General features: G+C 60.0%; 10 protein-coding genes. 2 read left to right on the top strand and 8 right to left on the bottom strand.

Annotated features, from left to right (window positions below; genetic code table 11):
* Position 1: 1 nt before the first annotated feature.
* The 8 genes from SB753_RS16355 to SB753_RS16320 form a co-directional block, all read right to left on the bottom strand.
* Positions 2 to 694, bottom strand: coding sequence for an OmpA family protein (locus SB753_RS16355; protein WP_087753842.1), 693 nt, complete (start codon positions 692 to 694; stop codon positions 2 to 4).
* Positions 695 to 739: 45 nt separating this feature from the next.
* Positions 740 to 1,504, bottom strand: coding sequence for a flagellar motor protein (locus tag SB753_RS16350; protein ID WP_410800742.1), 765 nt, complete (start codon positions 1,502 to 1,504; stop codon positions 740 to 742).
* Between the two features lie 89 nt (positions 1,505 to 1,593).
* Positions 1,594 to 2,829 carry a Crp/Fnr family transcriptional regulator gene (locus SB753_RS16345; RefSeq protein WP_410800740.1) on the bottom strand — a complete coding sequence of 412 codons (1,236 nt, stop codon included), beginning with the start codon at positions 2,827 to 2,829 and terminating at the stop codon, positions 1,594 to 1,596.
* 233 nt (positions 2,830 to 3,062) lie between these two features.
* Entirely contained in the window at positions 3,063 to 3,914 is an 852-nt protein-coding gene (locus tag SB753_RS16340; RefSeq protein WP_020068273.1) for a carbohydrate ABC transporter permease, read from the bottom strand.
* A 10-nt stretch (positions 3,915 to 3,924) separates the two neighbouring features.
* Positions 3,925 to 4,896: a carbohydrate ABC transporter permease gene (locus tag SB753_RS16335; protein WP_288828168.1), complete on the bottom strand. Its 972-nt coding sequence runs from the start codon at positions 4,894 to 4,896 to the stop codon at positions 3,925 to 3,927.
* A 199-nt stretch (positions 4,897 to 5,095) separates the two neighbouring features.
* The gene (locus SB753_RS16330) at positions 5,096 to 6,349 is read right to left on the bottom strand and encodes an ABC transporter substrate-binding protein (RefSeq protein WP_410800737.1); all 1,254 of its coding nucleotides are present in this window, start codon (positions 6,347 to 6,349) and stop codon (positions 5,096 to 5,098) included.
* Between the two features lie 89 nt (positions 6,350 to 6,438).
* Positions 6,439 to 8,424, bottom strand: a complete 1,986-nt coding sequence (locus SB753_RS16325; protein ID WP_410800735.1) for a beta-galactosidase — start codon at positions 8,422 to 8,424, stop codon at positions 6,439 to 6,441.
* Positions 8,425 to 8,435: 11 nt separating this feature from the next.
* A complete protein-coding gene (locus SB753_RS16320; RefSeq protein ID WP_410800733.1) occupies positions 8,436 to 9,587 on the bottom strand; it encodes an ABC transporter ATP-binding protein in 1,152 nt (383 codons plus the stop codon).
* Between the two features lie 191 nt (positions 9,588 to 9,778).
* On the opposite strand from SB753_RS16320, the gene SB753_RS16315 reads away from it, so the two are divergent.
* Together SB753_RS16315 and SB753_RS16310 are read left to right on the top strand one after the other, a co-directional pair.
* On the top strand, positions 9,779 to 10,810 hold the full coding sequence (locus SB753_RS16315; RefSeq protein ID WP_410800731.1) for a LacI family DNA-binding transcriptional regulator: 1,032 nt from the start codon (positions 9,779 to 9,781) through the stop codon (positions 10,808 to 10,810).
* 414 nt (positions 10,811 to 11,224) lie between these two features.
* Entirely contained in the window at positions 11,225 to 12,229 is a 1,005-nt protein-coding gene (locus SB753_RS16310) for a sugar ABC transporter substrate-binding protein (RefSeq protein ID WP_410800729.1), read from the top strand.
* The last annotated feature ends 83 nt before the right edge of the window (positions 12,230 to 12,312 follow it).

Below are 12,312 nucleotides of genomic sequence, written 5' to 3'. Positions count from 1 at the left end.
TTCAATACTCGACGAGTATGGTGACGCGGCGATTCGCAGCATTGGCCGCCGCGTCGTTGCCGATAACCAGCGGAAAATTGTCGGCGCGGCCAATGGCGGCCATACGGTGCGCTTCAATACCCTTGTCGGCGAAGAAGCGCACGACAGCCCCCGCACGAGCGGAAGACAGTTCCCAATTGGATTCGTACTTCGCCGTCGCTATTGGCAAACTGTCCGTGTGTCCTTCAACCAGAACGTTGTTTCTCGCGCGCTCACGCAGGACCTTGGCGATCTGATCCAGCACAGCGAACGATTCGGGCAAAAGGCGAGCGTCGCCGGAATTGAACAGTACTTTCGCGTTGATCGCAATTTCAACGCCTTGAGGCGTGTGCGAAATCGTGATCTGACGGTTGCCCTGCAAAGGCTCCAGCAACGAGAGAAGCTGCTTCTTCGCAGCTTCTTTTGCATCCGTTGCGGCAACGGGCGGCTGCACGTCGACAGCCTCTTTCACCGGGTGATGTTGCAGCGTTTTTATTTGCAACTCGCTGTTCTTCGCGAGTTGCAACACATACAGCGCGAGAAAGAGCACCATCAGCGTGGTGATCAGGTCGGCGTATGAAAGCAGCCAGCGGTCCGACTGCTCGCCGCTATCGTGTCCGTCCTGATGCGCTGTCTTGTCCGTCGGAAGACGCTTGCTGCCAGTCGAAGTGCTCATACACGCGAGTCCGCTATGAATTGATGCTCAGGCATTGCCGAGCCATTAGCCGAGCAGTTCGGCGGATCGTTCGCGCACGTCGCCAGCCAGGCGCGTTTCGATGGTGTGCGGCGATTCCTTTCGCGAGATCGCGAGTAGGCCGTCGAGGTACAAACGCCTGAAACGCAATTCGCTGTCCACCTGACCGCGGATCTTCCCGTATAGCGGCAGAAACACGAGATTGGCTACGGCCAGGCCATACAGCGTTGCAACAAACGCGACCGCAATGCCCTGCCCCAGTTGAGACGGTTCCAGCATATGGCCCGTCACTTGAATAAGCCCCAGCACCGCGCCCAGAATGCCAAACGTCGGCGCATAACCGCCCGCCTGCTGCCAGATTCGCGCGGCCGCCATGTGATTGCGCTCATAGGCATCGACCTCGCGTTGCAATGCATCTTCGAGCACTGCGGTCGATACGCCGTTTGCCAGCAGCTCAAGACCTCGCTTGGCAAACGGGCTAATCCCGTTTGCGTCGATCGACTCGAATACCAGCATGCCATTGAGTTTCGCCTGATCGCCCCATTCGAGCAGAACGGAAAGGCTCTCGCGATCCACTTGCCGCGCCTTGACAAAAGCAAAGCGCAATTGCTTCACGCCGTCATAGAAGCGCGCCCACGTGTTCTGGATCATCACGGCCCCGAAGGTGCCGCCAAGCACGATGACAAATGCCTCCAGTTGAAAGAGCGACGTGAAGTTACCGCCCTCGAGCGAGAAGCCCGCGACGATTGCCGTCAGGCCGAACACTACGCCAAATATCGTTAGAAGATCCATACGTCCTCGCCACCGGCTGCAGCAGCCTGCGAATTACAGTTAAACGTTCAAGCGTTGCGCCCGGTGTTGCGGACCGGGCGCCGCAGGCTTCAGGACTCAGCCGGAGCAGTATTTGCCACCGGTGACTTCAGCGCTCGCACCGTATCGAGGAACCGCTGCTCGATTTCGATGATCTCGACCGGGTCGATCTTGATCTCTCGACGCATGACCCACGACACCTCTTTCTTCCGGGCTTCCGTCATCACCGATTGCAGGCGCTCGTCAATCGGCTGTCCCTCAGACGCGGACAGCAGTTTCGCGAGGTCATAGGTGTCGAAAGCACTCACCGCTTCGAACAACGTGCGCTGATCGACAAACTCCAGATCGTCGAGCGATTTCAACTCGCCTGCGCCACGCGCGGTGCGGCGCGAGAAGTAGCTGAGACCTTTTTCCTCGACGTAGTTGAGTACCTTGGTCTTGCGGAACGCGAAGATGTCCTCGGCGATCTCCGCGTGAGAAAGCTTGTTCAGAATCACTTTCCGGTCGACGCCGATCAGGGCTTCCAGGTCGTCCAGTTCGATCAGTTCGAGTTCGCTGCTGATCGACACATCCAGATCGTGGTCCGCCACCTGCTGCGCACGTTCAGTGATTTTCACGGCGTCGAACGTGACGAGCTGCCGGCCCGCCGCGCCATCACTTGCCGAATAGCGCCCAGACGTATTGTTCAGCCGCTCCGAGCGTCCCCCTTCGATGGATATGAGATTGAGCTTCTCCATGCGCTTGAGCATTGCCATCACATGTGGACGCGAGTGGCCCGCTATCGCGTTGCATTTCTTGATGACTTCGGAAAGCGGAATCGAGATTTCCTCGTTTTGAGGACGGCGCGCGCGTCCATCGAATCTGTCGTTCGGCTCGGCTCCGGCCATCAACGAAAGAACGTGCGCGTAGGAAAGGACGCCGGGTAGAAAATCGGCATGTGTATTAGTCGCGAGAATGTCGTCTTTCTTTTTGACGCGACGGATCATCGTGCGCACGATATGGCGCAGCAGCGGCGAGACGCGCTCGAGTTCTTCTTCGACAATGCCGCCCGCGATGGCGGTAAGTTGGCAGAAGCTCAGTGCCTTCGCGGTGTGGGCTCGCGGCTCGGGCGGCAACAACGCCGCTTCGCCGAAAAACTCGCCCTTGCCGAGCGTAGCCAGAATGACTTTTTTTTCATCGCACTGGGTGGAGATTTCGACTTTGCCATCTGCAATGACGTAGATCACTGCGTCACCCAGGAAGCCTTCTGAATAGATGACTTCGCCCGGAGCCGCCGTGCGCGTCCATGGCGTGCGTTGTTGGTTCAAGATTGGTACCCCCGATGAGCTTTTGGTCCAGCGCGTGCCTTCTTCAAGCACGAGTCAGTTCGACGGTCTGACATATTTCACTAGATAACGACAAGCTCATCCCAATCTTTAATGAGGGCAAACGCGACGGCGATCGCGCAAACGTTTGCCGCTCCTACTCTCAACGCTCAATACGCGCGACTCGATTTGCTAATTCTTTGGTCACGAGTCGGCAAGGTCATCGGGTAGCCGTTTTAACCCTTCGTCGCGCCGAATGTCAAGCCTGCGACAAAGTGTTTCTGCATTGCGAAGAACATTGCGACGGAAGGCAGCGCAGCGAGGATCGAGCCGGCGGAAACGAGGTTCCATGCGGTCGTCCATTGCCCCTTCAGCGCGGCCACACCGACGGTGATCGGCGCAGCGTCGTCGCCTTGCGTCAGGCACAACGCCCAGAAATAGTCGTTCCACACGAAGGTGAACACGAGAATCGCCAATGCGGCGAGCGCGGGCCGGATCAGCGGAAGGACGATTCTGAAGAACACCGTCCACTCGTTCGCACCTTCGATCCGCGCCGCCTCGACCAGTTCGAACGGCAACTGCTTGATGAAGTTGCGTAAAAAGAGAGCGCAAAAACCTGTCTGGAACGACACATGGAAAAGAATCAGGGCGCTCACCGTGTTAAACACCCCTAGTTGCAACGACAGATCGCGTACCGGGATCATCAACACCTGCACAGGCACGAAGTTGCCCGCGACAAAAGTAGCGAACAGCGAGGAATTGCCGCGAAAGCGGTAGATTGCGAGCGCAAAGCCGGCCATTGCGGCGAGTGCAATGGAACCGATCACCGCGGGCACGGTAATCAGCACGCTGTTCCAGAAGTAATGCAACATCGGCGAAGTGGTCAGCGCCTCGCGATAATTGTCGAACAGCGCAAAATGCTTCGGCCATCCCCAATAGTTACCCTCGCTGAGTTCTTCGCTCGAACGTATCGATGTGACGAGCACTGCGATCATCGGTAGAAGCCAGATCAGCAATGCGATCGGCAGCGTCAGTTTGTAGACGCGGCGCGTTGCCGGTTTCCACTTGTCGATTGGAATTGGAAACATGGTTGGCTCCTTATTGCTCGGCGCGCAGCATCCGCCGCAAGTGATAAACGATGTACACCAGCATGATGCCGAACAGCACGACGGCCACTGCCGCCGAATAGCCGATGCGGTAGTACTTGATTGCCTGGTCGTACATGTAATAGGCGAGTACGGTCGAACTTTCGAAAGGACCGCCGCCGGTCATCACCGAGATCAGATCGAAACTACGCAATGCACCGATAATCGTGACGACGATTGCCATAAAGGTAGTGGGCCGCAATTGCGGCAGGATTACATGCCACAGCATCGACCAGCCGCGTGCGCCCTCCATGCGCGCCGCCTCGATCTGTTCCGCGTTGAGCGAAGTGAGGCCTGTCAGATAAAGGATCATGCAATAGGCCGTTTGCGGCCATAGTGCGGCGAACACAATGCCTGGCGTTGCGTAGCGCGGATCGCCGAGTACCGGCACGCCGTGGCCGAGAATTACCGCGAGCAAGCCGAACGTTGGATCGTAGAACCACGAGAAGATCAGCCCGACCACCACACCCGACAATACGAAAGGCGCAAAGAAGAGCGACTTGACGATCCGGATGCCTGCCACTGCCTGGTTCAGGTACAACGCGACGGCGAGTCCCATCGGCGGTGCGAGCAGAAACAGCAGGAGCCAGATAAGGTTGTTCTTTAGCGCCGTATAGAACGTCTGCGTATGGAACAACTCGGTGTAATTGGCGAGGCCGACGAAAGTCGGCTCCGTCATGCCGTCCCAGTTGAAGAAGCTCAAGCGTATCGTCGACAGAATCGGCCAGATCACATAAATGGCCACCATCACACAAGCGGGCGCGAGAAACAGAAAGGCGGCGCGTCGTTGACGCCGTGCGGTAGGCGAAGGACGACGCCCGCGCGCGTGGATCCGCGTGGTGCTGCCCGACGCAGGCAGCGGCGAGCCGCCTGGTCCAGCGGGACCGCCCACAGTATGACGAGTGACGGAATGCGACAAAATCATTCTCCTGTCGACCGGAGTTAGTGCTTTAGCACTTACTCCGGTCCCATGCAGAGCGGTCGACCAGAGTTAGTGCTTTAGCACTTACTCTGGTCCCATGCAGAGCGGTCGACCGGAGTTAGTGCTTCAGCACTTACTCCGATCCCATGCAAAGTTGGCGTCCAGACACCCCGAAAGGCCCCTCAACGGCCGCCACCGCCCACTACTTCTTGTAAATGCGCTTGCGCGTCTGCTCCAGTTGCGCGAGCACGGTGTCGAGCTTCGACGGATCGGAGACGAACTGCTGCATCCCCTTCATGCCTTCATCGGCCATTTCCTTCGTCATGTCGCGATCGTAGAACTGCGCAATGCCGCCTTTCGTATTGGCAAGAATCTGGAAGCCGATCTTGGAGATCGGATCTTCCGGCTCCGGCGACTTGCTATTCGCCGACAGCGAGCCGAGACCGGCAGCAAGCTTCGCGCCGATTTCAGGCGTCTCGACAAACGCGAGGAACGTATGAGCGTCCGCCTTGTTCTTCGCCTTCGACGGGATATGCAGCGATTCGACCGGACCGTCTTCGGCGGTCGGCACATTGGCGTCGATGATCGGGAACTGGAAGTAGCCCATCTCCGGTTTCACATTCGGCGGAAAGCCTGCGGTGATGAAGGTGCCCATCAGCATCATCGCGGCCTTGCCCTGGAACAGGAACGGCTGCACTGAGTCCAGATCGTACGACAGGGAGTTGTCGATGAAATAACCCGCGTCGATCAACTGCTTCCACGTCGTATAGACCTTCTTCACACGCGGATCGGTGTATGCAATTTCACCCGCCATCAGCTTCTGATGAAACGCATTGCCATTCAGGCGAAGATCGAGATAGTCGAACCAGCCGGCGAGCGTCCACGCATCGCGGCCCGCCACGGCAATCGGCGTAATGCCGGCGGCCTTCAGCTTCTTGCAGTCGTCGAGAAACTGATCCCACGTTTTCGGTTCGCCAGAGATACCGGCTTTCTGGAACAGATCCTTGCGATAGAACATGCCCCACGAGTAATACACTGTAGGCGCCGCATATTGCTTGCCCTTATACGACGACGCTTCCTTCGTCGAGGCATACATGTCGTTCCAGCCGTTCTTCGCCCAGTCTCCGCTCAAGTCTTCAAAAAGACCGCGCTGCGCGTAATACGCCATGCGCTCGCCGTCATGCCAGTTGACGATATCCGGCGCGACAGTGGAGAGCCAACCCGGCAATTGCACTTTGTACGCTTCTTCGTCGATAAACGACACCTTCACGTCGATGCCAGGATGTGCCTTTTTGAATTCATCGACAACAGACTGCCAGACCGCGCGCTGACTCGCCCCCTTGAATGCGATATTCGCGGTCAGCGTGCCGGCCTGAGCAGTGCTGGCAACCGACGTTCCGAGAGCCGCCGCAGCGACCGCGAGTGCCAGCAGAACCTTGCGTGGTTTCATTTTCATGCTACCTGTCTCCTTTATTCCTGATTTTTGCATCGTTGTCGTTACTGCATGGAATTCCGGTTTGCACATCGTCCCGCTCCCCGCAACTGTCATCCGGCTCGATACACTGCCACGCCTTGTGGCTCGACAGTACTTGAGCCGATCACAAATGCGTTATCTGCCGCACCGGTGATCGTGTGCGCGGTGCCGCCGTAGTTGAACACATAGGTCAGCGCGCCGCGCCGGCTAATGCGGACGCTTTCGCCGAGCTGCACCGTTTCGACACCGGCGCGTTGTGCAATCTGCTCGAAGAGCCGGGTCGTCAGCGCGTCGTCGAACAAGCTGGCGAGGTAATGGAACGCACCGCTACACGCATACGCCGGTTGTCCGTCGGCGAAACGCGCCAGTACGTCGAAAGAATTCGTGTCCTTGCTTTCGATGAAGTCGCGCCAGTGACGCGCGACGCCGTCTTCAACACTCGCGTCTTGCGTACCGGCAAGCCGCACGGGCTCGGTCACATTAGGCCGCATCGATTCGACGCGCCAGACACGCAGCGGCAACACATCGGCGAGCGCACCCGGCGGCAGATTCGCGGGAATCTGCAAGTCCTGAGTCTTCGAACCGGTGCGCGGCCCAAGCACCACCTGCGCCCCCGAGCTGGCAAGACGCGCGGCCAGATCCGCCGGCACGACCGGCAACGGCGGCACGACGACCAGGCTGTAGCCGTCGAGCGACGCGTCGACCGGCACGACATCGACATCGAGACCTAACGCACGCAATGCCGAGTAGTACTCGAATGCGAAGCGCGGGTAGTGAAAGTCCGCACCCTGCGGATGGATCTCGAACAGCCACTTTGCTTCATAGTCGTAGACGAGCGCCACTTTCGAACGGATCGCGGCATCGGCATGCGCATTAGCCGCGAGCACCGTGTGAATTTCCGACGCCACCTGTGCCGCCTCGCTACCGCCGACGTCGAGTCGGTTATCCGGCGTGTTCAGGCCCGCATGCATCTGCTCCTGCGCGAACGGCGCCTGACGCCAGCGGAAATACGATACGCAGCCCGCGCCGTGCGCGAACGCTTCCCAGCTCCACAGCCGCACCATGCCCGGCAATGGCGCCGGATTCCACTGCGCCCAGTTCACCGGACCCGGTTGTTGCTCCATCACCCAGAACGGCAGCTTCGACATACCGCGATATACGTCGTGATTGAACGACGCGAAATCCGGATGACCGCTGCGCAGCCAGCGCGCTTTCACATCGGGCGCGAACCATTGTTCTTCCAGCGCGCCGAGCGGATAACTGTCCCAAGCGGCAACGTCGAGATCGGCAGCGACCTTGTAGTGATCGAACTCGGTAAAGAGCTGCATGAAGTTGTGCGCAACCGGCCGCCCTGGCGAATGCGCACGGATGATCTCGACCTGCATGCGGTTATATCGCGCAACTTCGTCGGACGCGAAGCGCCGGTAATCGAGCCGATGCGAAGGATGTGCCTCGGTCACAGTCGCCACCGGAGCGTCGATCTCGTCGAAGCTGCGGTACTCCATGCTCCAGAACACGGTGCCCCACGCGCGGTTTAATTCGTCGATTGTTGTGTAGCGTGCCTTTAGCCACTCGCGAAAACGCGCCACTGCTGCGGGCGAATAACTCACGACTGTGTGATGACAGCCGAACTCGTTATCGGTCTGCCAGTACGCAACGGCCGGATGTTTGCCGTAACGCTCGGCGATTGCAGTGCAAATCTTCTGCGAGGCCGCGAAATACGACGGCGACGAGAAGTCATAGTGACGGCGCGAGCCGAACGCGCGCGGTCGGCCATCCGCATCAATCGGCAAGATGTCCGGATGGCGGTCGATCAGCCACTTTGGAGGTGTCGCGGTGGGCGTGCACATCACGACTTGCAAGCCTGCGGCGCCGAGTACTTCGATTGCGCGATCGAGCCACGCCCAATCGTATTCGCCAGGCGTCGGCTCAATGCGGCTCCACGCAAACTCGGCGATTCGCACCTGCTCGATACCGAGTGCTTTCATCCGGCGCGCGTCGTCTTCCCACATCGACTCGGGCCAGTGTTCCGGGTAATAACAGACTCCAAGGCGCATCCGAATGTCCTTTATGCGTAATGTTCGACGGATTCAAGCGAAGGAGCGGCGAAGCCGTCTTCGGTGAACAAATGAGTGGCGTGGCGCGGTACGCGCAGGTTCGCGCGATCGCCTGGCGCGAGTCGCGTATCGCCCGGCGCTTTCGCGATGAGCGCGGCGCCGCCGGGTTGATCGAGGTGCACATAGCTGTGCTCGCCAAGCTGTTCGACGAGCGAGACGGTGCGCGAAAGAATGGCGTCGTCGTGAGACGAGGACAAGTCGACGAATTCAAGGTGCTCAGGACGCACGCCGAGCGTCACCGCTTGCGAGACTTGCAACGCGGCACCATCCACAGGCACGCGGACGTTCTCTTGCGTGTGATCGAGCGTGACGACAACGCCTTGCGCGTCGACAGAAGCGATACGTCCCGGCAGAAAGTTCATGCGCGGCGATCCGATGAACCCCGCGACGAAGCGGCTCTTGGGACGGTGATACAACTCCAGCGGCGCACCAATCTGCGCGATGCTGCCGTAACGTTCGGTGTCTTTCCCGGCATGCAACAAGACGATCTTGTCCGCGAGGGTCATCGCCTCGATCTGATCGTGCGTCACATAAACCACGCTCGCCTTCGCGAACTGCTTGTGCAGCCGCGCGATTTCGATGCGCGTCTGGCCACGCAGCGTTGCGTCGAGATTGGAGAGCGGTTCGTCGAAGAGAAACACGCCGGGCTGGCGCACAATCGCGCGGCCAATTGCAACGCGCTGACGTTGACCGCCGGACAGTGCTTTCGGCCGGCGCTCAAGCAGCGCTTCGAGTTGCAGAATGCGCGCGGCTTCGCGCACCTTGCGGTCGATCTCGTCTTTTGGGGTTTTGGCGAGCTTCAGTCCGAATGCCATGTTCTCGAACACGGTCATGTGCGGAAAGAGCGCGTAGCTCTGAAACACCATCGCCACGCCGCGTTGCGCCGCCGGCACGTCGTTCATGACCTTGCCGCCGATGAACAGGTCGCCGTCGGTGAGATCTTCGAGCCCTGCGATCATGCGCAGCAACGTAGACTTGCCGCAGCCCGAAGGGCCGAGAAAAACGCAGAACTCATTCTCGCCGATCTCGAGATCGACGTCGCGAATCACCGGCGCACCGTCGCCATACGCTTTCTGCACGCCTCTTAACGAAATGCTCGCCATCGTCTCGACTCCGTGATTTAATCGGCTCGACGGCGGAGATTAAGCGCTTAATCAGCAGGGCCTAAAAAATCGATCGCATGCGATCGTCGGGCCTTGCCTGTCTCCGCTATCGTTTTGTCTGTGCGACAGATGGTGCCGCGCCTTGCCCGCCGATGCAAATGTCGGGCAGCCATCCCAAATAATGAAGAGACATGCCCACACTTAGCGAAGTCGCGCGCCATGCCGGCGTCACGCCTGCCACCGTATCGAATGTGCTGCGCAATCGCGGGCGCGTCGGCGAGAGCACACGTCAACGCGTTCTCGAAGCCGTCGACGCGCTCGGCTACCGGCCGCACCTCGCCGCCCGCGCGCTCGCCGAAGGGCGCGCCCCGACGCTCGCCTTGATGGTGTCGAGCATCGCCAATCCGTTCTATCCCGAGTTTGCGCTAGCCGTCGAACGCGCGGCGCGAACCAGCGGACATTTCGTGATCATTTGCAATACTAACGAAGATCCGCTAACGGGCCGCGCGTACCTCGACCAGATAGCCGGCACGCTCTCGGAAGGGGTGCTCGTGACCAACGCGAACCTGCAGTTCGCAGACCTTCACGTGACGGAATCGCGCGGCACTCCTGTGGTTTTGTGCATGTGGGAGCGACCCAACGAGCCGCCGGGCCTGCCCTGCGTTGCGGTGGATTTTCGTCTGGCCGGCGAGCTTGCCGGAAAGCATCTGCTCGAATTGGGACATCGGCGGATAGGGGCGATTGTCGGCAGCAAGGCTTCCGGTATTCACGCGGCCCGCTATGAAGGGTTCGTCGATGCGCTGCGTGCGGCCGGGGTGCGCAAAAACCGCGTCAAACATGCTGCGGATACGATTCACGGCGGCTACAGCGCGGCGCGCGAGTTGCTCGAGGCCGATCCGCAACTCACTGCGATCTTCGCGACCAACGACCTGCCGGCGCTCGGCGCGATGCATGCCGCTGCCGACCTCGGCCTCGCCGTACCAGCCGATCTTTCCGTGATGGGCATCACCGACATCCAGCTCGCGCGCGAGTCGCGGCCTGCATTGACCACTGTCGCCGTGCCGACCGTCGAAGTCGCCGGGCTTGCGGTTTCGTTGCTGCGCGAACTCATCGAATCGTCGTATGGACAGGCCGGTTCTGGCGAGGCCAATGTGCCGATGCGAATTTCGTCGCCGCCGAAACTCGTGGTGCGTGCGTCGACTGGCACGCCGCGCTCCCGCTGAACGCGAAATTGAAGCTGGAACCCTCGTCGTCGTGAGCCGCTTGGGCGTCCCCCACGCCCTCCTCGATGCAGTCAAAACGCACGAAACACCTTTCTACCTGCTTTCACTGAAGCCAGGACTTTCCCCAATCCGGCCGTCCCGACGCTGCGCCGCACCATCTCGCCAAACCCCCGCCGCGCAAGGCTTTCCCGGACTCTCCAAGGTACGTCAAGCTCCGTCCCCGTCCAACGGGATTCCTTGACGCACCCCTCGCCGCCTGCTGTACTAAATCAACCAAAGTGATTTAGGCGGCGTCCACGGTCCTGCTTCGACCGCTCGGACGTACCGCACTCAAGGTTGAGCCCGCGCAGCGTTCGCGTGTGCAACCGCCAGCAGTTCCAAGAACGTCATTGCCAATAACCGGAGGAGCGTCCCATGAATCTGAATTCCCGCAGGCTTCCTGTCGCCAGGAAGATCGTCTCGATGTGCGTCGCGGCGTCGGCGGTCTGGTGCGCGAGCGCAAGTCAGGCAGCCGACCGGCCGGTCGTCGGTCTCATCACTAAGACCGACACCAATCCGTTCTTCGTGAAGATGAAGCAAGGCGCGGAGGCGGCAGCGTCGAAAGACGGCGCCAAGCTGATTACCGCAGCCGGCAGATTCGACGGCGACAACGCGAGCCAGGTGACGGCAATCGAAAACATGATGACGGCTGGCGCGAAGGCGATTCTGATCACTCCAAGCGATACGAAGGCGATCGTGCCGAGCATCAAGAAAGCGCGCGCCGCCGGCGTGATGGTGGTCGCGCTCGACACGCCGACTGACCCTCAAGACGCCACGGACGCCCTCTTCGCGACCGACAACTTCAAAGCCGGCGTGCTGATCGGCAAATACGCGAAGGCGGCGTTGAACGGCAAGCCCGCGAAGATCGCCACCCTCGATCTCGCGCCCGGCGTTTCGGTGGGCGTGCTGCGGCATAACGGCTTTCTGGAAGGGTTCGGCGTAAAGCAAGGCGACCCTTCGATCGTATGCAGTCAGGACACCCGGGGCGATCAGGCGAAAGGCCAGACGGCGATGGAAAACTGCCTGCAGAAATCGCCGGATATCAACGTGGTCTACACGATCAACGAACCGGCCGCTGCGGGCGCGTATCGCGCGCTGAAGGCAGCGGGCAAGGACAAGAGCGTGATGATCGTCTCGATCGACGGCGGCTGTGAGGGCGTGCGCAACGTCAAGGCCGGTTCGATCGCAGCGACCTCGCAGCAGTATCCGCTGAAGATGGCCGCGCTCGGCGTAACGGCAGGCGTCGATTACGCGAAGACCGGCAAGAAGGTTTCGGGCTACCAGGACACGGGCGTGACGCTGATCACGGACAAGCCGATGTCCGGCATCGACAGCAAGGACACGACCTTCGGCCTCGACAACTGCTGGGGCAACAAGTAACACGCACTGTACGGCGGCCCGCTCGCCGGGCCGCCGGATGATTCGCCGCGCGGCGCACGCCACGCTCATGTTTCGAGGACATC

Source organism: Paraburkholderia sp. SIMBA_053 (assembly GCF_046534895.1).
Lineage (GTDB): Bacteria > Pseudomonadota > Gammaproteobacteria > Burkholderiales > Burkholderiaceae > Paraburkholderia > Paraburkholderia caledonica.
The sequence above is the reverse complement of the archived record's forward strand: the minus strand, read 5'-3'. Positions and strand labels throughout refer to the sequence as shown.